At 64.0% G+C, this 25,037-nt stretch carries 17 protein-coding genes and 1 tRNA gene; 9 read left to right on the top strand and 9 right to left on the bottom strand.

Annotated elements, in window-relative coordinates; translation table 11 throughout:
- The first annotated feature begins 130 nt into the window (after window positions 1-130).
- The 6 genes from mnmC1 (at window position 131) to CVS48_RS02315 (ending at window position 7,501) form a co-directional block, all read left to right on the top strand.
- The gene (mnmC1, locus tag CVS48_RS02340; protein WP_100853092.1) at window positions 131-2,005 is read left to right on the top strand and encodes an FAD-dependent 5-carboxymethylaminomethyl-2-thiouridine(34) oxidoreductase MnmC1; all 1,875 of its coding nucleotides are present in this window, start codon (window positions 131-133) and stop codon (window positions 2,003-2,005) included.
- A 269-nt stretch (window positions 2,006-2,274) separates the two neighbouring features.
- Window positions 2,275-4,500 carry a glycoside hydrolase family 31 protein gene (locus CVS48_RS02335; RefSeq protein WP_100853091.1) on the top strand — a complete coding sequence of 742 codons (2,226 nt, stop codon included), beginning with the start codon at window positions 2,275-2,277 and terminating at the stop codon, window positions 4,498-4,500.
- Between the two features lie 226 nt (window positions 4,501-4,726).
- On the top strand, window positions 4,727-5,815 hold the full coding sequence (locus CVS48_RS02330) for a methionine ABC transporter ATP-binding protein (protein ID WP_100853090.1): 1,089 nt from the start codon (window positions 4,727-4,729) through the stop codon (window positions 5,813-5,815).
- Complete coding sequence (locus CVS48_RS02325) at window positions 5,772-6,425, top strand: methionine ABC transporter permease (RefSeq protein WP_100853089.1); 654 nt, start codon at window positions 5,772-5,774, stop codon at window positions 6,423-6,425. Before CVS48_RS02330 ends, CVS48_RS02325 begins: the two co-directional genes overlap by 44 nt.
- 66 nt (window positions 6,426-6,491) lie before the next feature.
- On the top strand, window positions 6,492-7,289 hold the full coding sequence (locus CVS48_RS02320; RefSeq protein WP_100853088.1) for a MetQ/NlpA family ABC transporter substrate-binding protein: 798 nt from the start codon (window positions 6,492-6,494) through the stop codon (window positions 7,287-7,289).
- 136 nt (window positions 7,290-7,425) lie between these two features.
- Window positions 7,426-7,501 (top strand) — tRNA-Lys (locus CVS48_RS02315).
- Window positions 7,502-7,597: 96 nt separating this feature from the next.
- Here CVS48_RS02315 and CVS48_RS02310 read toward each other — a convergent pair.
- From CVS48_RS02310 to CVS48_RS02280, 7 genes are all read right to left on the bottom strand, one after another.
- Entirely contained in the window at window positions 7,598-10,417 is a 2,820-nt protein-coding gene (locus CVS48_RS02310) for an autotransporter family protein (RefSeq protein WP_100853087.1), read from the bottom strand.
- Between the two features lie 371 nt (window positions 10,418-10,788).
- Entirely contained in the window at window positions 10,789-13,794 is a 3,006-nt protein-coding gene (locus CVS48_RS02305) for an autotransporter family protein (protein ID WP_100853086.1), read from the bottom strand.
- 337 nt (window positions 13,795-14,131) lie between these two features.
- Entirely contained in the window at window positions 14,132-14,419 is a 288-nt protein-coding gene (locus CVS48_RS02300) for a ClpX C4-type zinc finger protein (RefSeq protein WP_100853085.1), read from the bottom strand.
- 148 nt (window positions 14,420-14,567) lie between these two features.
- The gene (locus CVS48_RS02295) at window positions 14,568-16,178 is read right to left on the bottom strand and encodes a methyl-accepting chemotaxis protein (RefSeq protein ID WP_100853084.1); all 1,611 of its coding nucleotides are present in this window, start codon (window positions 16,176-16,178) and stop codon (window positions 14,568-14,570) included.
- Window positions 16,179-16,390: 212 nt separating this feature from the next.
- On the bottom strand, window positions 16,391-17,302 hold the full coding sequence (locus CVS48_RS02290; RefSeq protein WP_100853083.1) for a LysR family transcriptional regulator: 912 nt from the start codon (window positions 17,300-17,302) through the stop codon (window positions 16,391-16,393).
- Between the two features lie 329 nt (window positions 17,303-17,631).
- Entirely contained in the window at window positions 17,632-18,051 is a 420-nt protein-coding gene (locus CVS48_RS02285; protein WP_100853082.1) for a hypothetical protein, read from the bottom strand.
- Window positions 18,048-18,488: a Fur family transcriptional regulator gene (locus CVS48_RS02280; protein WP_100853081.1), complete on the bottom strand. Its 441-nt coding sequence runs from the start codon at window positions 18,486-18,488 to the stop codon at window positions 18,048-18,050. Before CVS48_RS02280 ends, CVS48_RS02285 begins: the two co-directional genes overlap by 4 nt.
- A gap of 108 nt (window positions 18,489-18,596) precedes the next feature.
- Between CVS48_RS02280 and CVS48_RS02275 the strand changes: the two genes are divergently transcribed.
- On the top strand, window positions 18,597-19,382 hold the full coding sequence (locus CVS48_RS02275) for a helix-turn-helix domain-containing protein (RefSeq protein WP_100853080.1): 786 nt from the start codon (window positions 18,597-18,599) through the stop codon (window positions 19,380-19,382).
- Window positions 19,383-19,412: 30 nt separating this feature from the next.
- Here the strand turns inward: CVS48_RS02275 and CVS48_RS02270 are convergent, their stop codons facing one another.
- On the bottom strand, window positions 19,413-19,874 hold the full coding sequence (locus CVS48_RS02270) for a YkgJ family cysteine cluster protein (protein WP_100853079.1): 462 nt from the start codon (window positions 19,872-19,874) through the stop codon (window positions 19,413-19,415).
- A 207-nt stretch (window positions 19,875-20,081) separates the two neighbouring features.
- Between CVS48_RS02270 and CVS48_RS02265 the strand changes: the two genes are divergently transcribed.
- Window positions 20,082-20,687 (top strand): DNA-3-methyladenine glycosylase I, encoded by a 606-nt coding sequence (locus CVS48_RS02265; RefSeq protein WP_100853078.1) that lies wholly within the window; start codon window positions 20,082-20,084, stop codon window positions 20,685-20,687.
- A 30-nt stretch (window positions 20,688-20,717) separates the two neighbouring features.
- Here CVS48_RS02265 and CVS48_RS02260 read toward each other — a convergent pair whose 3' ends face one another.
- The gene (locus CVS48_RS02260; protein ID WP_100853077.1) at window positions 20,718-22,643 is read right to left on the bottom strand and encodes an LTA synthase family protein; all 1,926 of its coding nucleotides are present in this window, start codon (window positions 22,641-22,643) and stop codon (window positions 20,718-20,720) included.
- A 271-nt stretch (window positions 22,644-22,914) separates the two neighbouring features.
- Here CVS48_RS02260 and CVS48_RS02255 point away from each other — a divergent pair, with 271 nt between their 5' ends.
- On the top strand, window positions 22,915-24,990 hold the full coding sequence (locus CVS48_RS02255) for an AsmA family protein (protein ID WP_100853076.1): 2,076 nt from the start codon (window positions 22,915-22,917) through the stop codon (window positions 24,988-24,990).
- The last annotated feature ends 47 nt before the right edge of the window (window positions 24,991-25,037 follow it).

Genomic DNA, 25,037 nt, shown 5'->3' with positions numbered 1-25,037 from the left:
CCCAGGTATGCGTCAAATCCGCGGCAGCCATGGGAATCCGCGCCGCCGCGTGGCGTCTATCCAACGCCCGAGCCGTGGCCAGTCGATAATTCGCGTTTGTCACCACCTTGATCCTTTCTTCAAAGAGTCCATGTCCGCGCCTTACGTTCCCCTGACCCCCGCAGTGGTCGACTTTGATGCCGACGGCAAGCTCTATAGCGCCGAGTCTGGCGATGTCTATCCCATGGTTTCTGGATCGTTCGGCGACCGGGAACACGTATTCCTGCGAGGCAACGGTCTGCCCGAGCGCTGGCGCGGACGCAGTGCATACACCGTCTGCGAGACCGGTTTCGGCCTGGGCCTGAACTTTCTGGCGCTGTGGGACGCGTGGCGGCAAGACCCGCAGCGGCCCTCGGCGTTGCATGTCGTGTCGATGGAAGCGCACCCGTTCACTATGGGTGACTTGTCGGCATTGCTGGCGCGTTATGCGCCGGCGCCCATGGTCGAGTTGGCGCGGCGTCTGGTGGAGCAGTGGCCCACGCTGTTGCCGGGGCTGCATCGGCTGGAATTCGAGAATGGCGCGGTGACGCTGACGCTGGGTTTTGGCGATGCGCAGGTGCTTGCGCCGCGCCTGGACGCGCGCGTGGATGCATTCTTTCTGGACGGCTACATGCCAGAACGCGATTCCGACCCGAAGTCAGCGCCGTTGCTACGCGCGCTGGCGCAATTGGCGGCGTCCGGGGCCACCTTAACGGCTGCGGTCGGCACGGAAGCATTACGGCGTGCGTTGCAGGATGCGGGATTCGACGCGCGCTGCGTGCCGATCGACGGCGGCAAGCCGCAAATGATCCAAGCCACCGCCCGCGTGCAGGGCCGAGCGGCCGGGGCTGCCGCGACGGCTGCGGCCGTCAAGCATGCGGTGGTGGTGGGCGCCGGGCTGGCGGGCGCCGGCATCGCGCAAGCGCTGGCCGGGCGGGGTTGGCGAGTCACCGTGTTGGACGCGGGTCGGGCGCTGGGGACGCCGGCGCATGCCGGTCATGTGGCTGCGGCGCTGACGCCCGTGGTGGCGCGTGATGACAATGCGCGGGCACGCCTGTCGCGCGCCGGCAGCCAGCGCGCGCTGGCGCGATGGCAAGGGCTGGCTGGCGACGCCGCGCCGCGCGTGTGCGGCACGCTTCAGGTCGAGCGCGACGCAGGCAAATCCGCCGCATTGGCGGGCACATTGGAAACGCTGGCGTTTCCGCGCGACTGGGTACGGCAGGTGGATCGCGACGAGGCCAGCGCCCTGGCCGGCTTGCCGGTGGCGCGCGGTGGTGTGTACTTCGCGCAGGGCATGCTGGTTCAACCGAACCGACTGATCGACGCCTTGCTGGAAACCCCCGGCGTGAGCGTTTTGCCGGGCAAGGCGGCCCGGGTCGAACGACAGGGGCAAGGATGGAGCGTACGCGATGCGCAAGGCGGGGAATTGGCGCAAGCCGACACCGTCATCCTGGCCAATGCCTTTGGCGCGCGCGCGGTGCTGGCTGAAAGCGGGCTGCTGGACCCCTTGCCGCGTGTGGAGCAGATGCACGCGCTGGCGGGCGAGGTGACGCTGGTGCCCGGCGAGGCCCTTGCGGGCGGGCCACGCTGCATCGTCGGTGGCGAGGGCTATCTGCTGCCGGACGTGGGGGGCGGCTGCGTGGTCGGCAGCACCTACGTGCATGGCGCCACGCAGGCGGTGGTCAGCCCGGAAGGGCAACACACCACGCTAGCCAAGGCGGCCGGACTACTGAGCGGTCACTTCCCGGTATTCGATGCGTTGGTGCCCGGCACATTGCCCGGTTGGGCGGGATGGCGGGCCGTGTTGCCCGGGCGCCTGCCCGCAGTCGGGGAACTGCCGCACGCGCCTGGCCTGTGGTTGGCCGTGGGCTATGCCTCGCGCGGCTTGTCGTGGTCGGCTTTGATGGGCGATTTGATCGGCGCCCGCCTGGCTGGCGAACCGGCGTTGCTGGAAACCGATCTGTCCAAACTTATTTCACCACGGTGAAAAAAAGTTTGGCCACGAATGGGGGCTCGACCCAGGTGGCGTAGAATTGCGGTAATTGCCAGGATTTGGCGCCAAATAGGCCGTATTGGCCTCGTTGTTGGCGTTTCGACGGCGCGCGGCTCTAGGCCGATAGGCGCTGATCGAGGGCTTTACGACCCCTTTTTATGGATGAGAAACCCATCCAGAAGAGGGACCGAGTTTATTTCAAAGCTCAAATCCGTCAAAATAGCGTCTTTTGATGGTTTTTGGCTTAAGCCGGGGGATGCTCTGTGCCGCCCAAGTTCGACTTTGCCCATACTACCCAGCTCGACACCATCGAGCTGCTGACGTCCCGCCCCAGTCGCTTCGATTTCGACGCGGGCGATGGGTTGCACCTGGTAGTCGAGGCGCATGCGCCTGGTGTTTTTCGCCTGCGCTGCGGCGAGGCGAACCACCTGAATGATGACAAGCCCGGCGCGCGTGCGCGCGCCGTGGCCGAGATGTTGCTCGCGCGCCAAGAGGCCGTGGGCGAGGCCTCTATTGCCCCTCGCGAAGGCGGGGACGGCTGGCGGATCACACAGGGCGACGTTGCCCTGGAGATCCAGTCCAACCCCGTGCGCGTCGCGATCTATCGCAACGAGGAACGGGTGTTCGAGTCCGAGGTTTCCGCGCATACGCCCGCATTCGGGCACAACGCGCTGGACCAGGAAGACGATGCGGTGTGGACGGCGGGCTTTACCCTGCTGGCCGACGAACGCATCTTCGGCCTGGGGGAAACACCGGGCGACCTGAACCGCCGCGAAGAATCGGTGGTGTCCGATGACCCCGAGCACCGCGCCTTGCCTCTGGCATGGAGCCCGCGTGGCTGGGGCGTCTACGTCAATACGATGCGCCGCGTTGAACATTCCGTGGGCGTCGCCCCGGCGGATTCGGCCTACGTGCTGACCGTTGACGACGCCGTGCTGGACGTGTTCCTGTTTGCCGGCGAGCCCGCCGAAATCCTGAACCAGTACACCGCGTTGACCGGCCGCGCCGGCCAGCCCGTGCTGTGGGCGATGGGCGCGTGGCTGCAACAGGCCACGGGCGAAATGCCCACGCAGACCGTCGCCTTGCTGGCTCGCATGCGCGAAAACCAGATTCCCGTGGATGCCGTGACGCTGGCCCAGCCGGCGGCGTGGGGCTTCCAGTCGGATAAGGCGGTGTTCGAATGGGACGCCCAGCGTTTCCCCGACGCCAAGCAGATGCTGGCCCTGTTCCACAAGCACAACGTGCATGTCGCGGCATCCGGTTTCCCCGGCGTGCTCAAGACCAGCCCCTTGTTCGAGGAACTGGAAGACCGCGGCTGGCTGTTGGCCAAGGAAGACGGCGCCGCCCAGGTGTTCGACGGCATCGCCGCCACGTCGGGCCAGCCGTTCGGCCTGCTGGACCTGACTTACCGCGACATCTACAACATGTGGGTGGAGCGTCACCGCCAACTGATCGAAGATGGTCTGGACGCGCCCGCTTGCGATGCCCAGCTTGCCATTCCCGACGGCGTGACGGCCCGCAACGGTGAAACCGGCCCGGCGCTGCGCAGCATGTATCCGCTGCTGGTGCGCCGCGCGCTGTTTGATGCCGTGGCCGGCCTCAAAGTGCCGCCCGAAGGCGTCGTGCCCAGTTCCGACCTGTTCCCCGCCGCGCAACGTCTGCCGTGGCAGGTGGGGCCGCAGGCCGAGAACTCCTGGGACGGCTTGCGCCATACGCTGCGCACCGCCTTGTCGATCGGCGCCAGCGGCGTGCCCGTGCAGGTGCACGGCATCGGTTCGGCATCGCGTGACCGCGCGGGCATGACGTCCGAACTGTATTTGCGCTGGCTGACCGTGGGCGTGTTCTCGGCGAACTTCTCGTTCCAGGGCGTGGAAGGGCTGATGCCTTGGGATTTCGGCGACGAAACCCTGGCGCAGGCCAAGACCTGGATGCAGTGGCGCTATCGCCTGGTGCCCTATGTGCTGGGCGCCATCGAGGACTCCGCCCGTACCGGCCTGCCGGTGCAGCGTTCCATGGCCCTGTCTTTCCCGAACGATCCGCACGCCCACGAGTGGGACCTGCAATACCTGCTGGGCCCGGCCCTGCTGGTTGCTCCGGTCACCGAACCGGGCAAGCAGGTGCGCGTGTATCTGCCCAAGGGCGAGGCCTGGTGGGATCTGAACACCGGGCATCGCTACGAAGGCGGTACCACCTGGACGATCGACTGCGAACTGGGCCAGTTCCCGGTTTTTGGCCGCGAAGGGCACATGCTCTGTCTGGGACCCGCCGCGCAGCATACGGGCGAGTTCAACTCGGCCCGCATCCTGGACGAGGTCTGGATGTTTGGCATGCCGGTGCATAACCCGGTTGTCATGCGCAACAAGATCCGCGTGATGCAGATGCAAGGCTCCAGCTACATCAAGGGGCTGGAAGGGCTGCGCATCTCGCCGTCCGAAGGCCTTGAGGTCAAGCGCCGGGGGGCGGAAGTCCGCATTTCTCGCGCTCGCTGATATCGACGCGGCCGGCTTGCCGGCTACCGTCATCAAAAGGGGCAGTCAGGAAGGCTTTCCTTCCGACTGCCCTTTGCGCGTTTTGCCGACGCCCTATTGCAGCGCGCAGCCGCCCCTTGGTGACGAGCGGGCGGGGCTCTGAGGGCGCAGCATATTACTTGTAGTTATTAAAAATGAAAAAAACGGTCGTTCTCTTTAGAAGAGAAAAGATACAAAATCGCTTGCCATGATTCACATCGAGAACCTATCCAAGACCTATGCCACGCCGCATGGACAATTCCAGGCGCTGCGAGGCATCAACCTGCATATCGAGCAGGGCGAGGTCTTCGGCATCATCGGCCCCAGCGGGGCCGGCAAAAGCACGCTGGTCCAATGCATCAACCTGCTTGAACGTCCCAACGAAGGCACGATTGCCATCGGCGGACAGCAACTTACCGGCCTGAACGAGGCGCAGCTTCGTGGCCAGCGCCGCCGTATCGGCATGGTGTTCCAGGGCTTCAACCTGCTGTCGCGCCGCACCGTCTATGGCAACGTGGCGCTGCCGCTGGAAATTGCCGGTGTCGCCAAGGCCGAGATTCCGGCCCGTGTGGAACGCCTGCTGGCGCTGGTGGGCCTGGAACATCTGCGCGATCGCTATCCCAGCCAGATCAGCGGTGGCCAAAAGCAGCGTGTGGGCATCGCCCGCGCGCTGGCCAACAACCCGGACGTGCTGCTCAGCGACGAAGCCACGTCCGCGCTCGACCCCGAAACCACGCACAACATCCTGGCCCTGCTGCGCGACATCAATCGCAAGACGGGCGTGACGGTCGTCATGATCACGCACCAGATGGAAGTGGTGCGCGAAGTGTGCGACCGCGTGGCCGTGCTGTCCCAAGGCGAAGTGGTCGAAATCGGCAGCACGCGCGAAGTGTTCGCGCAGCCGCGCCACGAAGTCACGCGCGGCATGGTGTCGGCCGCCACGGCGTCCGACCTGACCGACGCCACCTTGGCGGCCGTGAAAGAACGCATCGCCACGCTGGTTGCCGCCGCGCCCACCCAGGCCGTGCGCCTCTTGCGCCTGTCCTTGACCGGCACGGATTCGTCGGGCTCGTTCCTGACCGATCTGTCCAAACAGTTCTCGCTGGACGTGGGCCTGGTGCAGGCCCGTGTTGAAGATATCCAGGGCGTGGCCGTGGGCACGATGTTCGTGCTGGTTCAAGGCGCGCCCGAAGCGGTCAAGGACGCGATTGCCGCGTTGGCCGCCCGTGACATTACCGTTAAAGAAATAGCTCATGAGTCCGCAACTGATCGATCTGCTTATTACGTCGCTGCTTGACACCCTGCTGATGGTGGGCGTGGCCAGCGCCATCGCGGTGGTGATCGGCATCCCCCTGGGCGTGACGCTGACCGTGACGGCGCGCGGCAACATGCTGGAAAACCAGCCCGTCAACCACGTGCTGGGCGCCATCATCAATGCCACTCGCTCGGTGCCCTTTGTCATCCTGATGGTTGCCATCATTCCGTTCACGCGCCTGATCGCGCAAACCTCCATCGGCACCACGGCCGCCATCGTGCCGCTGTCGGTGGCCGCGATTCCGTTCATGGCCCGCATCGCGGAAAACGCCATGCGCGAAGTGGACCCGGGGCTGATCACTGCGGCGCGCGCCATGGGCGCATCGCCGATGCAGATCATCCTGAAGGTGCTGTTGCCGGAAGCCTTGCCGGGCCTGATCGCCGCCACCATCGTTACCGTGGTCAGCCTGATCGGCTATTCGGCGATGGCCGGCGCCATCGGCGGCGGCGGCCTGGGCGACCTGGCCATCCGCTACGGATATCAACGTTTTCAATCGGACGTCATGGCCGCGGTCGTGATTGTGCTGATCGTTTTGGTCCAGGCAATCCAAAGCCTTGGCGACCGCTTCGTGCGCCGCATGTCGCATCGCTGAGCGCCGCGGCGCCCTCCGTTTTCGCTGCAATCTTCTTTCTACTTCCGTTACTCGGGATATCGCAACATGAGCATCAAGGTTTTGAAGTCGCTGGCTGCATTTGCCCTCGGCGCAGCCGTATTCGCCCAGCCCGCGCTGGCTCAGGACAAGCCGCTGAAGGTTGGCGTTACCGCCGGCCCGCACGCGCAGATCTTTGATGTGGTCAAGGCCGAAGCGGCCAAGCAGGGCTTGAACATCCAGGTCATCGAATTCACCGACTACGTGCAGCCCAACGTGGCGCTGGCCGCGGGCGACCTGGACATGAACAGCTACCAGCACCAGCCCTATCTGGACAACGCCAACGCCGACCGTGGCTACAAGCTGGTCAGCATCGCCAAGACCGTGATCTTCCCCATCGGCATCTACAGCAAGAAGATCAAGTCGCTGTCGGAACTGAAGGACGGTGCTCGCATCGCCTTGCCGAACGACCCCACCAACGGCGGTCGCGCCCTGTTGCTGCTGCAAGCCAATGGCCTGATCAAGCTGCGTCCGGAAGCGGGCCTGAAGGCAACGCCGATCGACGTCATCGAGAACAAGAAGAAGCTGCGCTTCATTGAATTGGACGCCGCCCAACTGCCGCGTTCGCTGGATGACACCGACGCTTCGGCCGTCAACACCAACTTTGCGCTGGAAGCCGGCCTGGATCCGGCCAAGGATGCCATCGCCCAGGAATCGCCGGATTCGCCGTACGCCAACGTGTTGGTCGTGCGCGAAAAGGACAAGGACCGCGCTGAATTCGCCAAGCTGGTCAGCATCTATCACAGCCCGGCCGTGAAGCAGTTCATCCAGACCAAGTACAAGGGCGCCGTGGTGGCCGCCTGGTAATCCAGGTCCATCGCAAGCCCCGGAACGGCCGCCGCAAGCGGCCGTTTTTTCTGGGCGGCTCCAGGGCTTTACCGGCTGGCGACGTTAATCTTTTTGACAAGACCAAAGAAATCCGCCATAATTTCTGGCTTCGGTCGGGCTGATAGCTCAGTCGGTAGAGCAGCGGACTTTTAATCCGTTGGTCGCGAGTTCGAGTCTCGCTCAGCCCACCACAGAACACCGGAATGAAAAAGCGCCGCAATGAAGAAGCGCCGCAATGAAGAAGCGCCGCTATTACTAGCGGCGCTTTTTTTCGTCTGGCGCCGGCCTTAGAACCGCATCGCCAGCTTGAACATGCCCGACTGCTGGCGGTTGCCGCCGCCGAACTGCGCGTCGTAGGCCACGCCTGCCGTCGTGTTGCGGGTGATGGACATTTCAGCGCCCAGCCCCACCACGGCGGCGTCACGCGCGATGGGAACGCCCGTCACCGAGAACGTGCTGCCACCTTCAAACGCCAGTTGCTGCTTGGGCTTAACGTCACCCATGGCATGGCGCCATCCCAACGACGCAGTCAATCGACCCGGTGCGCGGTCCGCTCCGAACTCCCAGGCGCCGCGCAAGCCCAGCGTGGTGCTGGTCACGTCGTCGGTGGTGCCCGACCCGTGCAGGGCCGCCGTCCCCCCCGATTCCTGGAAGTCGCGCGTGCGCAGCTGGTTCCAGGCCAGGCCGGCGTAGGGTTCGATGCTGGTCCCGTCGTTCAGCGGCAGCTTGTAGCCCAGTTCCGTGAACACTTGCGTCGACGAGGCGTGATACGACGATTCCAGTCGCTGGTTCAGGCTGCCGGCCGCGATGTCGCGCTTCGTGTCGATGTCGTGCCAGGTGTAGGCCGCGCCGGCCATGAAGCGGATGTGGCCGGGACCCGCGGAGAAGTTTCTCCCGCCGAACATCGTGGCCGTGTAGCTGTCGACGCTGGTGCGCGACGCGGCGTCCGCGACCGAGCTATGGCTGCCGGTGTAGCCCACCGCGCCGCCCAAGCGCCAGCCGTTGCCCACGGCGCCGTCGCCGCCCACAAAGAAGCCGCCGGCCGACTGGCTTACGCTGGCCGCGTTGCCGTCACTACCGAACTTGCTCCAATTGCCAAACGCTTGTGCCCAGAGGGGATAAGCGCCGCTTTGCGGCAGTGCGTCGGATGAGGACGAACCCAATTGGGCCGTCGGCCGTCCGGCCTGCATCGGTGCGTCAAGGTTGCCGCGCAGGTGGGCCATCGGCAGTGTGCGCACGGTGTCTCCCTGGCCCTGCAACACACTGGCGGTGCTTGCGTATGCTTCGCCGGAAAGCTGCGTCAATGCCGAGCGCGCTTGCGCCGGCGTCATGGAAAGAACCGCCGTCGTCACCTGGCTGGCGCCAGTGTCCTTGCCTGCGGCGCTGCCGCTGGCGATGAGCGACGAGCCGGCTTCGGGGGCCGTCGACGTAGTCCCGTTGCCGTTCCCATTCGACGACGATCCATTTCCTGCCGACGACGATCCGTTCCCGCTCACGGGCGGGTCTTCCTGGTCCAGCGCATCGCCCACGCTGCTCTCGTTGCCGGTTTCGCCCACGCTGCCGATCGGCACGTCGTTGCGCGTCAGCGTCATGAAGGCGTTTTTCGCGTCGTAGCTGAGCGTGGGGGTCAGGAACGCATACGCGCTTGAAGCGCCGGTGAACCTGCCTTGTATGCCGCCGTCCGCCGTCAGGATGTTGTAGGTGGTGCGCGGCGCATAGTTGCCGTTGGGGCCCACGTGCGCCACGCTGCCATCCAGAGTGGCCACGCCGGTGACGTGGATGCGGTCGCTGGCGTTGCTGGTGGGGTCGGCGTGTACGCGATAGATGGCGTTTTGGCCGAAGCTGAGGTTGCCATTGACGGTGAGCGTGCCCATGGGCGAACCATCATTGCCCGGCGAGATGACTGCGGTCGGGTAAAGGGTCGTGGTGCCCACTTGGCCGACGCCCGCCAGTACGACTTCGCGGCCGATATCCATCGGGCCGTTCAACTTGCCGTCGATTTCCAGGGCGCCGTCGGCGATCAGGATGGGGCCGGTCAAGCCGCTGCTGTCGGCGGTCAGGATCACCGAGCCCGGGCCGGTCTTGACGAAGCCTTCCGTGCCTTGCAGCGGGTTGTCGATGATGTCGACGAACTGGCCCGACGCATAGGTGCCATCGCCAACGACGATGACCGGCGGGTTGCCGCCGCTGCCGACCAGGGTGATGGGCGCGCCTTGCAGGCGATAGCGGTCGGTGGCGAATTGCAGGCCCGACACGCGCACGGGGCCCGCGCCGCCATCCACGGTGACCGTGCCGGCCGCGCCCGTGAAGATGGCGTAGCCGCCGTCGGGCAGGGCGCCGGTGGCATTGCTGGGGCTGTTCCAGTTGGTGCTGGCGGCGGTCCAGGTGCCGTTGCCGCCACCCGCGCGCGAGGCGGATGCCGCGCCGTCGCCGTTCCACAGATTGGTGGTGCTGGGGCCGAGGATCAGGTTGATCTGCTTGTCGCCCGTCAGCGATTGAATGGTGGCCCCGGGCACGGAGTCGCCGCTGACGTTGCCCAGCGTCAGGCCGTTACCACTCAAGGTGCCGCCGTACGACAGGATGCGGTAGTAGCCGGCGTTTACGCCCAAGGTATTGACCGTGACGTTCAACGTCGTGTTGTTAATGGCTGCGTTGCCGCCGACCGTGATGTTGTCGCCGGTGCCGGGTTGCGTAATGGGCAAGCCCGCGTAGCCGGTCTCGAAGGCGAACTCGGCGTTGTTCATCGACAGGTTGCCGTTGACGACCAGGTTGCCGTTGGAGACACCGGTCGGCGTGCCGACTTCGTAGCCGGGGGCGACCCGCGCGCCGCTCACGTTGAGGTCGCCATTGATGGAACCAAAGCCCGCGACGATGCCGTTTGAGGTTGCGTTGACGTTCCCACCCAGCGTGACGCCGGATCCGCCACCGTTGCCGCCGATCACCAGCGTGCCGCCGTTGACATCCACCCCGCCAGGAAAGTTGGCCGAGCCATCGAATACTTGGGTATTTCCCGGGGAAACCGTCAGGTCGGCGGCCATGACGCCCCCGCAGTAAGTCGTGCCCAGCGCCAGCGTCGCCGTCAGCCACTTCTTCGTGCCGTAGTTCAAAACTGCGTCCTTTATCTCGATTAATAATCCGAGGTTCAAACATTGCTGGATTGCTTTAAACGTATTGCTACGTAACAAGCCGATCTGCTTGAATCCAATGGGCTATCGAAAAAAAGGACGCAATTTATACCAGTTTTTTTATATAACCAAGAATTAATGCAGGGATACCATCCTGATTAAAAACCTATGGCGGTATGGATACCAACCGTAGTATTAATTAATCAGTGATGGATACCATCCGAGCTATATAAATCGTGCGAGTTGAAACATTAATTATTATTGAAAGACAAACTCGCACTGAAATATTTTGACGCACGCGACGCCAGATTTCACCTCCCCGCATTCGGTGCCCTGAATGCGGGGATGGCTTGTCAATACCGCCAGGTCATATGCAGGGAACCCGCGTTTTCGCGGTTGCCGCCGCCGAATTGGCCGCTGTAGGTCAGCCCAATGGTGGCATTCCTGGTGATCGCGGTTTCGACGCCAAGCTCAGCCATCGCGGCGTCGCGTGCGATGGGCGCGCCTGCCACGCTGAAGGCCTGGCCGCCATCGAAGGACATGATGGTCTGAGACTGCACGTCGCCAAAAGCGTGCCGCCAGCCCAAGGTTGCCTGCAGGCGGCCTTCGGTCTGGCCCACCGCAAAGTCCGTCAACGCGCGCAAGCCCAGCGTGCTGGTGGTTTGTTTGTTGCTGTCCTTCTGTCCGCGCAATGCGGCGGAACCGCCGGACTCCGAGAAGCCGCGGGTGCGCGTATCGCTCCAGGCCAGGCCGACGAAGGGCTCGATACTGACGCGCTCCGACACGGGCAAGGCGTAGCCCAGCTCGCCGAACAACTGGGTGGTGCTGGCGCCATAGTCGGCGGTCAGCGCCTGGGACACGCCCGAGACGCTGGCGTGGCGTTCGGTGGAAATGTCGTGCCAGGTGTAGGAGGTACCGGCCATCAGGTTCAACTTGCCGGGGCCGACTTCAAACACTCTGCCGCCAAACAGCGCCGCGCTGTAGCCGGCAACGTCCGCCTGGGACGAACGGTCGTCCACTTGAATGTTGCTGTCGGTGAATCCCACGGCGCCACCCAGTCGCCAGCCGCCGCTTAAGGCATGGTCGACGCCGGCGAAGACGCCGCCTGTCTTCTGGCGGACTTGTCCGGCGTCGCTGTTGCCTTTCAAGGTCTGCCAATTGCCGATGACTTCGGCCCAGGCGGGCTGCGCGTTAGAGGAGGGCAAGGCGGAAGCGGGCAGGGTGCCACCGGCTTGCGCCGTGGGAGCGCCCGCCCGCATGCCCGCGCCCAGATTGGCGCGCAGGTAGGCCAGGGGCACGGTACGCACCGTGTTGTTGAAGCCTGTGAGGCTGGACGTAACGCTGGCATGCGCTTCGCCAGACAAGCTGTTGAAGGCTGCGGCCGTCTCGCCTTCGGGCAGCGTCAGGATGTAGTCGTGCAGCGGATTGCCGGCGGGCAGGCTGTCCAGGGCGTTGGCCACGGATCGCTGGTTGCCGGTTTGCGCCGCGTCGGCAAAGGTGATGGGGCGGGAACCCGGGCCTCCGGGCACCTGCTTGCGGCTAAGCTGCATCACCACGTTCTGGGCGTCGTAGCGCAAGGTGGGGTCCAGATAAGCGTAGTTGGACGATACGCTGCCGAACTGCCCATTGATCGTGCCCGCGCTAAGAATGGTGTATTGCTGTTGCGCCTGGAACCCGCCGTCCGGCCCGATGTGAACCGCCGACCCCGCCAGATTCGCCGTACCGCTGACCACCACACGGCTGCTTGTCGACGATTGCGGATCGGCCGCCACCTGGTAGACCGAACCCGGCGAGAACGTCAGGTTTCCGGCCACATTCAGCGTGCCGCCGACTTTGCCCGGCGCCAGGGTGGCGCCGCTTTGCAGCGTGGTCGTGCCGACCTGGCCCACGCCGTGCAGAGAGGCGCCGCTGGCCACGTTCAGGGAGCCGCCCAAGCTGCCGTTCACCGTCAAGGCGCCGCCCAGCACGTTGGTCTGCCCGCTGAAAGCGCTGGAATCGCCCGTCAATATGGTCGTTCCCGCCAGCAGATCGATGGTGCCCATGCCTGGCGACAAGGAGCTGATGGCGGGGGCAAAGGTGTAGTTCGAGCTGGAATGGTTGAAGACCAGCTTGCCGGTCCCGTTGCCAAAGCGCACGCCCTGCGCCGCCTGCACCACACCTGGCGCCGCGGGGGCATTGCCCGCGGCCGCGCCGATATTCACGGTGCCGGTCGAGCCCGTGGCATCGGCGATCCGGAGTCGGTTCGCCGTTTCGATGGTGGCGCCGTTGGACACGGTGGCGGTGCCATCGCCGTTATAGCCAACCAGGAAGACGCTGGAGGTTCTGAGCCTGGTTTGCGGGCCATCGGCGATGATGATGCCTTCGGTTGATGCGTTGAACCCCGCGATAATCTGAAGCGCATCGACCAGCGCGCCGTCGGTCGCGATCAATTCGCCCTTTGATCCTGCGTTGTAGCCAAGGGAAATCCAATGGTTTAACGTTGAAAACTGGCTGCCGGTGCCGGAAACCAATAGCTTGCCAATACCACCTGCCTCTTGCCCCACATCGGTTCGGTTCCCGGACGTGGCCGAGGCGCCACCTTTGATGTCTACCGTGCCCGTACCACGGGAGCCAATCGTCATGCTTTCGCTGGTTGTCAGTGAAGCCCCCGGGCCAGTGATTTCGACAGTGCCTTGCGAGCCCGCGCTATTGCCAACCAGCAAGCCGGTAGCCTGCGCCGTGCCGTGATTGGAAATCCTGACGAGGCTGACGCCGCTGTCGCTGACGGTGAGCTGCCCGGACGTCAACGCGCTACCGGAACCCACGATATTCAGCGTGCCGTGGGATCCCACGTGGGATCCCAGCGAAACAGTGGTGGATGCGATGGCTTTGGCGCCGCCCGTAATGTTCAGCGTGCCCGTGCCATAAAAGCCAACGTTTAACGATTCCGCGTTCCATTGGGAGCCAACGCCATTAACGGTGGCCGTGGCGGATTCAAGTCCGGAAACGCCGGCCGTAAAACCATTGGTGGAGTTGCCGATAATGGCGGTGCCGCTGGTCAGCTGTCCGCCATTTTGCAGGGTGAGCGATGGCCCGCCGATGGCACCAAGAAATACGATGCCTGCCTGTGCAATGCTGTTGTCAATAATGGGGGCGTTAGGCGTCACGCTATTGATGAATAGATAACCGGTGGTGCCGGGAAGCGATGCCGACGACCAATTCAGCGGGTCTTGCCAATCACTGCTTTGCGTGCCGTTCCATGTAATGTTCTGCGCGGCCGCCGGCGAAGCGGCAACCAGGCTTAGCGTGCAGGCGCCGGTCAGGCCAAGCGCTTGCAACGCAAGAACAATCGCCCGTTTTTTCAGTTGGTAAGGAGGCATTTTCGCTATTCAGTAGATACACGGAAGACGGCGTAATGGCGCAAGTCTTCAATAGCCATGTCGCAGACGAAGAGAAAATAAATCGGAAAATGAATTGAGTAAGACGGCACGCGGCAAAAAAATGACGGCGCGGTGCTGATCGGGCTCACAAACCAGTCGATTATTTTCAATCTGGGGATAACTGGAATGCGGTGAATGAGCTTGTCAATCACGCTGGGGAAGCTTGCCTTTTGCGAGGTGCGAAACAATCTTACGGATTGCTGACACGTTCAAAGCCGTAAAGAAGGGCTGTGGAAGTGCCTATATTTCGAATTTCCATATGTCCCCGTTTCGCCTTTCAGGACGGTGTGCGAGTCGCCGCACCCGACAAGGCGTGCAGGCTTAATCCGCAACTGCGGGCGCGTTCGGACAGCGATTCACTTTGCGCCAACGCGCGCCTGCTTTCTTCCAGCAGCACATCCAGCTGTTCTTCCAGCGTGGCCGCCATGACCCACGCTCGTTCAGTAAAACGTTCCGAGAATTGGTCCACGCAGTTTTTGCAGATGGCGGCGCCGTTCTTTTCAAGCAGCGGCGCGCCCTGTGCCAGCGTCGAATGGCAAAAAATACAGGCAAGTGCGCGATTCATGCGGCGGGCGGCTCATCGTCGGTTGGCGGGGGCGCCGCGGAGTCGCGGCACCTTACCCTTAGACAACGGCCTGCCGGGCCAACTCTTAAGCCGACATCCGCCCTGGGACGTACGTATTAATACGAAAGTATGAAATCGTCACTGAGTCTCAGCTTGCGTAGGCGCGGTTTAACGCAACTGGCTGCGGCGTGACGTCGATAATGGTTTCGGCGGGCACCTTGAAGAACGCGGCGGTTGCGGCCAGGCGTTTGGCCTGGTCTTCCAGCGACGAGGCCGCGGCGGCGGCTTCCTCCACCAGCGCGGCATTCTGTTGGGTGACGTCGTCCATCTGCGTGACGGCACGGTTGATCTGGTCGATGCCCAGCGACTGCTCCGTCGACGCTTCCGTGATTTCAGCCATGATCTGGGTCACGCGCTGCACCGACGAGACAATCTCCTGCATGGTTTCACCGGCTTGGCGCACTTGCTCGGCGCCGCTGTCCACGTTGCCCGTGGATTGCTCGATCAGGTCCTTGACCTCGCGCGCGGCTTGCGCGCTGCGTTGCGCCAGCGACCGCACCTCGCCCGCCACCACTGCGAAGCCCTTGCCTTGCTCGCCGGCCCGGGCGGCTTCCACCGCCGCGTTCAGGGCCAGGATGTTGGTCTGAAACGCGATGCCGTCGATAACGGAGACGATCTCCGCGATGCGGCGCGAACTGTCCGAGATGCGGGACATGGTTTGCACCACCTGATTCACCGCTTCGCCGCCACGCATGGCCACGCTCCGGCTCTCGGCGGCCAGCGCGTTGGCCTGGTGGGCGTGTGCGGTGTTCTGCTTCACGGCGGTGGCCAGCTCTTCCATGCTGGCGGCGGTTTCTTCCAGCGATGCGGCCTGCTCTTCCGTGCGCGAAGACAGATTGGTGTTGCCCGATGCGATCTCGGCCGAGCCGGTGTTGATTTCATTCACGCTGCGGCGGATTTCGGCCACGGTGCGCGTCAGGCTTTCCTGCATGCGCTTCAAGGCCGCGAACAACACGCCGATCTCGTTGTCTGCCCCGGCGGCCACGCGATGCGTCAGGTCGCCCGAGGCGATGCGGTCAAAGTGCACGGCGGCGTCTTTCAGCGGCGACAGCACCTGGCGGCTGATGAACCGCCAGCACCCAATCGCCAGGATCAGGGCCAGGCCCAACATGATGATCGCGGCGGTTTCGGCTTGCAGGTAGCGCCGGTCCGAGGCGTCATTGATCTCGATGGCGCGGCGTTCGGTGTGGTTCAGGAGCGCACTGATCCGCTGTTCAAATTGGGCATCGGCGGTACGGGCCTGCGCCACGGCGTTGACGTAGTTGTCGGCGGACTGCTTCTGTAGCGCTTCCGCCAGCGCATCGATGCTGCGCACATAAGCGTCGAACACGCCGTCCAGGTCCGCCGTCATTTTTCGGGCGGCGTCAGACAGTTTGGGCACCTGCTGAAAGACGGCATAACGCTGGCGTGCGTCGCCCAGGAACTTGGCGGCCTGGTCCACGCTGGCTTGCGCCTGGGACGCGCGGCCGGCCTGCACATCCAGGAAGGCGGCTACAAGCGTGATGCGGGTGCGCAGCAGCAGCACCTGGGTCTCGTAGAGCGGACGGGTCTGTTCCGTGGACACCCGGTTCAAGTCGTCGACGGCGTCGTCGGCCGCTTTGGCAAAAGACCAGCCCATGGTGGTGGCGCCCGCCAGGGCCAGGACAAAGAGAGTCAGGACGGCAAACAGTCCGGTTCGAATTTTCAGGTTCTTAAACATGCGCGAGGCTCCTGCAAGGGTGGCCGGCCATCAGGCCGCCGCCGTGATCTGGTGATAAACCCGCGTCAAATGTAAATATGCATTACAAATTTAACAATTGATCATTTTTCACTGGCACGTTCTTGTTTTGGCAACGCAAGGCCCAGGCGTCCCGGCACCGGCCTGCGCCGAGGCCGCTCCGGGATCGCCGGGGAGCAACCTCGCTCAAGCGGTCAGAACAGGTCCGCCGTGTCGCTGCGCATGAAACGCAGGAAGCGGTGCGCGGCATCCGGCAGCGGCCGGGACACATGGGTCTGGACCTGGATTTGCCCGCCATTGAGCAGGGCATCATCGACCGGGCGACAGATGAGCTTGCCGTCGTTCAGTTGTGCAGCTGCGGTCAGTCGCGCACACAAGCTCACGGCATTGCCGGCCAGCACATAGTGGTAGACGGCCTCGGGATAGTTGGACGTGAACGCCGGCGACAGCGTGGTGTTGTACAGGCTTGCCGCCGTGTCCAACAGCCGCCGCAATGCGCTACCGCCTTCGGGCAGCGCCAGCGGATACGCCGACAGTTGCGTCAGGTGCACCGTGCCATGGGCGGCCAGGGGATGGCCGGGCCGCATCACGGCAACGATCTCGGCAGGGCGGGCGTAGACCACCGCGATGTCTTTTTCGGCGGCATGGCTGTAGGTCACCCCGATGTCCGCCTGCGCCGAGCGCACCCGCTCGGTGACCAGGCCGGCATCCAGCACCGTCAAGTGAAAGCGCACGCAGGGATGATGGGCCTGGAACGCGGCAAACTTCGGTGGCAATGCATTGGCCGCGACACCATGGGCGCCGGCGATTTTCACGGTCTGCGTGTAGCGGCCATTGTGCCCGCCGATCTCGGCATAGGTGCGCGCCGCGTCGGCTTCCACCCGGCGCGCGTGGTCGGCCAGGATGCGGCCCGCTTCGGTGACGCGCATGCCCTTGGGGTGCCGCTCGAACAACTGGTTCTGCAGGCGTTGTTCCAAACCCGCGATCTGCCGGCTGACGGCCGAACTGACGACGTTCAGCCTCGCGGCGGCGCCGTTGACGGATCCCGTGTCGACGACGGTAAGGAAATAACGAAGCGCTGTGCTATCGAAGTGGAATCGCTTCATTGATGTGGATGCCGTAAATCTCAATGTCGAGTCCAGGTGCTTGGCAGCCGCAAGTTCGGCGCGCGCGGGCGGATGGCATCGAAAACGGCCTTCGCAAGCGTGGAATTTATGCCAGCAACACCTTCTGCCACAATCGCAAAATTATCAATATTGCATTCTAATTTCGGCAATCGCCGGGATATGGCCACTTCATGGGTCACTTCATGGGCTGGCTCATGGGTCACCTCTTGGGCTGCGTTGCCGGCCGCGCCACCAACACATCGGCGGCGCGCCAGAAATGCAAAGCGCGCCCGAAGGCGCGCTCAGTAAGCCGGCATTAAATCAGCAAATCAGTCCACGACAAATCCACCTGGGCCGCTGTGGCCCAGCAGCTCACGCGCGCATTGCAAGGCTTCGGCGGGAGTGGCCACGGCCAGGAACGGCATGCCGAAGGCGCGCGCCATTTTTTCGCCGCGCTTGCGGATCTTGTCCAGCGCCTGCGGTTCGCGTTCCACGGCGATGAAGGCGCGGCAACGCGCTTTCAAGCGGGGCATGTTGAGCGTCTGCCATTCGATCATGGCTTTGCGGTCGTCGTGGCCGGCTTCCTGGCGCATGTCCGGCACCACCATGACGAAGGATTGCGGGTTGTCCACCAGCATCTCCATTTCGCGTATCCAGGTGGCGGCATAGCCCTTGGGGGCGCCGCCGTGCTTGGCGGTCACGATGGGAAAGCGGGATAGGTCGTGAAAGAAAAAGTGGTCGCGGTTCATTCGAATTCTCCGTGGGCAATGGCGGGCGCGCCGGGTTTGCAGCCGCAGCTTCCGTAGAGCACCAGGCTGTAGGAGTCCAGCAGGAAGCCGTTCTGCTTGGCGATCTTGCGCACCAATTGCGCCACGGCGGGGTCGCTGGACTCCAGGATCTGCCCGCAGTGCGTGCAGACCAGATGGTCGTGGTGTCCCTTGTCGTTAAGTTCGAACACCGTGGTGTGGGCGTCAAGCTGCGTTCGTTTGAGCAGCCCGGCGTCTTCAAGTTGCGTAATCACGCGATACACCGTGGCCAGGCCGATATTGCTGCGCTCGGAAAGCAGGTTGCGGTAGATGTCGGCCGCGCTCATGTGCTGATTCGCGTGCTGATAAAAGAGGTCAAGAATCTTGAGGCGGGGGAAGGTGGCTTTGATGCCGGCGTCGCGCAGCCGCGTGGTGTCCATATGATTTCTCCATTCGGGGGGCTGATGCCCGACTAATGAGAATGATGTACATTTTCATGTGCGCCCGCTAACGGGAACCCGTCAACCTGTACCTCAAACTTGCCAACCATGCTTCACGTGGCTATCGCGCCTGCCCGGCCAGACATGCTGCTGACTCCGTTCAGCGTGCAGGGCCGGCGGGTATCCAAAGGAATTGCCGTGCCCTCGCATGTCCATGACGAGGGCATGCTGGTGCTGGTGCACGAAGGCTTGGTGGTGGTGCAGGCAGGCAGCGAGGTTTGGACGGTGATGCCCGGCAGCCTGGGCTGGATTCCGCCCGGCACGCCGCATGGCGCGCGCTGGTTTGGCGAGGCGCGCGGCTCGTTCCTGTACGTGCGGCAAGACGTCTGCGGCCGTTTGCCGGCGTGTTGCTGGTCGTGGCCCTCGTCCAAATTGATCGAGGCCCTGATCGACCGCTTCACCAGCGGCCAGCCCGGCGACATCTCCGACGCTTATCTGGCGCAGCTATTCGATGTACTGCTGCATGAACTGGATACGCGCGCGCATGCGCCGCAGCCCTTGCCCATGCCGGTTGATCCGCGTTTGCAGGATCTTGCCCATACCTTGCTGGATACGCCGGACGACACGGCGGGCATCGACGAATGGGCGCAACGGCTGAACATGTCGTCGCGCACGCTGATGCGGCGCTTTCGCCAAGAGACGGGTGTGACGCTGGGGCAATGGCGCCAGCAGGCGCGCTTGTTGCGCGCCCTGGAAATGCTGTGCCGGGGCGGCTCGGTGACGCAGGCTGCGTTGTCGGTGGGATATGAAAGCACCAGCGCGTTCATCGGCAGCTTTCGCGCCGCCTTCGGCATGACGCCCACGCGCTATCTAGCTGGATTGCGGCCGCTTTAACTTTCAGTTGCTGAGCTGCCTCAACCCGCTTTATGCCGCCGCCGGCTGATCCGGATGCATCGGCCCTTGCGGGTCGTTTTCCGCATCGGGGCGGGGCGCCACGGGCGGCAGGCCCAAGCCCAGCCGCAGCCGCTGGCAATCCGGATTGGGCGAACCGTCCGGCATCCAGATATCGAATTCCCGACAGGGCGTGGGGCGATTTTCGTAGATGGCGCAGTGGATGCCGGGCTGGCCCAGTTCTCCGCGCAACGACACGCAGCGGCCGCCGCCCATCTCGGTGCCCTTCATGCAGGCTCGCAATGGGCTCATCTGGGTCACCAGGTCCAACGGCACCTGGCCGCCGTTTTCACCCGCCAGTTCGCCGACATAGAACGACACCCTGAAATGCGAGCAACAGGCCCCGCAATCCAGGCAAGGGTTGGCGTCCGGCTTGTCACCGGCCAGAACGGCGGGCGACACGAACGTAAGGACAGCGGTCTCTAGCAGCGACATGTTGGGGGTGGCGACATGTGGGGGGAGTAGACGCAAAACGGGCTTGCATCGGCGCAAGCCCGTCGGGGATCCGGGGCGCGCTGGGACGTGGCCAGCGCGGGATCTGCGCTGCAAATAGTAGCGGGATTCCGACTGCGGCCGCTACGACTTTTTTCAGGGACGTTGCTGCGGTAGCATCGGTGCCTGATCGCCGCCTGGAGCTTTGCCTTGAACGCCAAAAACGATTTTCCCGATGGCCTTGCCCGTTGCGGCTGGGTGGATACGTCCGCCGAATACATGGCCTATCACGACACCGAATGGGGCCGCCCGCAAGGCGACGACCGCGCGCTGTTTGAACAGCTCTGCCTTGAAGGTTTTCAGTCGGGGCTCAGTTGGCGCACCATCCTGAACAAGCGCGAAGCGTTCCGCCGTGGGTTCGCCAATTTCGATCCCGCCAGGGTGGCGACGTTTGGAGACAAGCAGGTGCAGGCCTTGCTGGCCGACGCCGGTATTGTGCGCCATCGCGGCAAGATTGAAGCCGTCATCAACAATGCGGGCCGCGCGCTGGAAATGATCGACAAAGAGGGGTCGCTGGCCGCGTTCTTCTGGCGCTTCGAGGCGCCGGCGGGGGCGCCGTCCACCTTGGGCGCTTCGACCTCGGAACAGTCCATTACCTTGTCCAAGGCGCTGAAGAAGCTCGGCTGGAAATTCGTGGGCCCCACCACCGTCTACGCGTTCATGCAGTCGGTGGGCATGGTCAATGACCACAGCCCGGGCTGCCATTGCCATGCGCTGAGTGACAAGGCGCGCCGGGGTTTCAAAAGGCCGGTGTAGTCACGGCCGCTGTCGTAACAGCCGCTGTCGCTATCGCGGATTTTCCGACGAGGGCGCGGCGGTGGTTTCGGGCGTGTGCCCGGGCAGGCAGTAGCGGCCCTCGCGGTACGCCCAACTGGGCCACAGCGCATGCGCCAGCGCTTCGGTGGCAAGTTCAGGGTTTAGCGCGACGGGCGCATAGTCTTCCGGCGCGGTGTAGCGGTACTGCACCGGCGTCTTGTTGGGCGCCAGCACCAGCAGGTCGTTTTCCTTCAGATAGCCGTAGGTGCTGTCGTACTGCATGATGGCCCGGCCCGGGGTGCTGCGTGTCAGGTCGTGGCCGATCATCGGGTGCTCGGTGTCCACGCCAATCAAGGACAGCAGGGTGGGGGGCAGGTCGATCTGGCTGATCAGGCGGTCGTCGCGGCGCGCTTCGATGCCTCCGCCCAGGATCACGGCAGGAATATGGAAGTGGCGCACGGGCACCAGGCTGGCGCCGAACACGCGCGAGTCATGGTCGGCCGCCACCAGGAACACGGTGTTCTCCCAATAGGGCGAGGCCTTGGCGCGTTCAAAGAACTGGCCCAGGGCCCAGTCCGCATAGCGCACGGTGTTTTCCACGGTGGCCGGGTTGCCTTCGGTCTGGATGCGCCCGGCGGGGTATTCCCAAGGGGTGTGGTTCGATACGCTGAAGGCCAGCGTGAAGGTGGGCTTGTCGCCGTCCTCGCGCAGCAGGCGGTCTAGCTGATTGAACATGTCTTCGTCCGAGGCGCCCCAGGTGCCCACGAAGGCGGGGTCGACGAAGTCGGCGCGGTCAACGATTTGCTTGAAGCCGTTGCCTAGGAAGAAGCCCTTCATGTTGTCGAAGTGCGATTCGCCGCCGTAGATGAAGCGCGAATGGTAGCCATGGCGGCCCAGCAGATCGGCCAATGAGAAAAAGCCGCGTTGCGAACGGGGCAGTTTCAAGACGGCTTGGGCCGGCGTCGGCAGAAAACCGGTGGTCACCGCTTCCAGCCCGCGCACGGAACGGGTGCCGGTGGCATAGGCGCGGGTAAAGGTCCAGGCCTCGCGCGCCAGCGCGTCCAGTTCCGGCGTCAGGTTGGCGCCGCCCAGCCCCGCGCTGTACTGCGCGCCCAGGCTTTCTTCCAGGATGATCACCAGGTTCAGCGGGCGCGCCGTCTTGCGCGTGGCGGTCTGGCGATGCAGGCTGGGGTAGTCGGGGTTGGCGGGCGGGTTGGGCAGGCCGGACTGCGTCAGCACCCGCTCATGCATCTTGGCCTCGTCCATGCCGCCGTATACCGCCGACGCCGACTTTTCGTTCTTCATGCTGTAGATGGCGTAGAACACGTTGTAAAGCGAGTTCAGCGCCAGCGTGTTGAGCATGCCGTCCGAGCAATAGGCCACCGACGACGGGTTGATGGGCCGGTGGCTCAGCGTGCCGCGTATGGCAAGAATGACGATGGCCAGGATGACCACGCTGGCGATCGGCATTTGCCACCACGCAAGCTGCGCGTCCGGTTGGGCGTGGCCGAATAGATTGAATGCACCCCACCCAATGATGGCCAGGGCGCCAAAACCGCCCAGCAGCGCCAGCTTGTAGCCGCGCCAAAGCATGCCCGAGACTTCGCGCGGATGCTTCAGGTATTCGACAAACAACCGGTTGGGGCGCGAGTCGTATTCCAGAATGAATGGCGGCGAGGCCACTTCCAGGAAGGCCAGCAGGATGAAGGCGACCAGATACCAGTAGCCGGCTATCGATGCGGCAATGGGAAAGTGGCCCAGCAAGGGGGACAACACCGCCGGCAAGGCGGCCAGCACGGCGATCTGATGCGCGTCGATGCGCAGCCCGCCCAGCAGCAAGGGGACCAGGCCGCCGGCATTGCGCACGCGCTGCCACTGCCAGGCGGCCAGCGCCAAGCGGCTAAGCGTCAGTAGCGCAAACGCCGCCACGACAAAAATCAAGGTTGAATGCCGCATTGGGCCTCCAGGTTGTGCGGAACGGTCGAAGCCATTTCGCTTTGTAACTGCATAGCAGTGCGCCGAGCGCCCCAGGCACGCCGCATGCTGCGCGCAGACGCGACGGCATGGCGTTGCCGTGCATTGTCGCCCCGCCCGCGCCGTATTCATCTGGAAAAATCCGCACACATTATGGGGCCGGGAAGCTTAACCCTGCTGATGGGCCGCGATACCCTTGATGGTAACGAGCGCCGGCGGTCACAGGCTGGCCATAACGCCAAGGATGATAACCATGACGCGCACAAGAAAAATAGCGATCGGGATTGTAGGGGCTATGGCCCTCATCGTGCTGGTGTTCGTGGTGGTGATTGCCACCTTCGATTGGAACCGGGCCAAGCCCATGATCAACGAACGCGCCAGCGCCGCCATCGGGCGGCCCTTCGCCATCAATGGCGACCTGAGCGTCGAATGGGGCCGCGAGCCGGCCGAGGGCGGATGGCGCGCCTGGGTGCCCTGGCCGCACGTCGTCGCCAATGACATCTCGGTGGGCAATGCGCCATGGGCAAAGGCGCCGCATTTCGCCACGCTCAAGCGCGGCGAATTCAGCTTGGCGCCCTTGCCGCTGCTGCGCCAGCGCGTGGTCATCCGCAAGATCCAACTGACCGAGCCCGCCGCCGACCTGGAACGCCTGGCCGATGGCCGCGCGAACTGGGTCTTCACGCTGCCCGAATCCGGCGAACCGTCGCCGTGGGTACTGGACATCAACGAGATCGGATTCGACAAGGGTCGGGTCGGCTACGTCGACGAGGTTCTCAAGGCGGATCTGACGGTGCTGGTGGATCCCTTGGGCAAGCCCGTGCCTTTCGCGGACGTGGCCGGCGCCGCCTTCGTGCCCCAGGACGGGCAGGCGCCCGCGCCCCGTGACTACGTCTTCGGGTGGAAAGTGGATGGCAAATTCAAGGGCCTCGCGACCCAGGGCGAAGGCAAGGTTGGCGGCATGCTGGCCATGCAGGATCCCAAACAACCGTTTCCTATACAGGCCGACGTGGCCATTGGCGGCACCAAGGCGTCGGTCACCGGCACCTTGACCGACCCCGCCAACCTGGGCGCGTTGGACCTGCGCCTGAAACTGGCGGGTGCGTCGATGGCGCAGTTGTATCCGCTGACCGGCGTGACGCTGCCTGACACACCCCCGTATTCCACGGACGGGCACCTGGTGGCCAAGCTGAAGAATCCCGGCGGCGCGGTGTTCGACTACAAGGATTTCAACGGCAAGGTCGGCAATAGCGATCTGCACGGCGACATCTCGTTCGCGCTGGGCGCGCCCCGGCCCAAGCTCACCGGGAAATTGTTGTCCAAGCAATTGCGCATGGTGGACCTGGGGCCCTTGATCGGGGTGCCGGCCGACGGCACCAAGGCGGCCCCCGCCGACAAGGCCAAGGACGCGCCGGCCAAGCCCAAGGGCGGCAAGGTGCTGCCCACGCAGGCGTTCCGCACCGACCGCTGGCGCGACATGGACGCGGACGTTGAGCTGGATGCAGGCCGCATCGTGCACGACAGCAAGCTGCCCTTGTCCGATTTGTCGGTGCATGTGCTGCTTCAGGACGGCAAGCTGACGCTCGACCCATTTCGCTTCGGCATCGCGGGCGGCACCATCGGCGGCACCATCAAGCTGGATGGCGCCCGCGAGGCCATGGATGGGCGCGTGGACCTGCGCGCGCGCCGCCTGCGGCTCAAGCAACTGTTCCCCGCTACCGACGCCATGCAGAAAACGCTGGGCGAACTCAATGGCGACATGGCCGTCAGCGGCACCGGCAATTCGGTGGCGGCGCTGTTGGGCACGGCCACCGGCGACGTCAAGATGCTGGTCAACGACGGCGTCATCAGCCGCAGCCTGATGGAAATCGCCGGCTTGAACGTGGCCAACTACGTGGTGTCCAAACTGTTCGGCGACGATGAGGTGAATATCAATTGCGGCGCCGCCGACCTTGTCATGAAGAACGGCCAGATGACGCCGCGCGTTTTTGTCTTCGACACAGAAAATGCCTTGATCAGCATTACCGGCAGCGCCGACTTCAAAAACGAGAAGATCGATATGGACATCACGCCTGACAGCAAGGGCTTCCGCATCTTTTCCCTGCGTTCGCCCTTGTACGTGCGTGGCACTTTCGGCGACCCCGATGTGGGCGTACACGTGGGGCCGCTGGCCGCGCGCGGCGCGGGCATGGTGGCGCTGGGCGTGTTGCTGACGCCGGCGGCAGGCTTGCTGGCGCTGATTGCACCCAGCACGAACGATGAGAATGCCTGCGGACCCTTGCTGGAACAGATGCGCAAGCCGCCGACCGCGCCCGCCCCGAAGGCGAAATAGTCGGCTAGCGCGGCAGCCATCAGGCGGCGTGAAAAACGCCGCTTGGC

This window comes from Achromobacter spanius (genome assembly GCF_002812705.1).
In the GTDB taxonomy this organism is placed as follows: domain Bacteria; phylum Pseudomonadota; class Gammaproteobacteria; order Burkholderiales; family Burkholderiaceae_B; genus Achromobacter; species Achromobacter spanius.
Note: the sequence above shows the minus strand (reverse complement) of the source record. Positions and strands in the feature narration are given on the sequence as shown.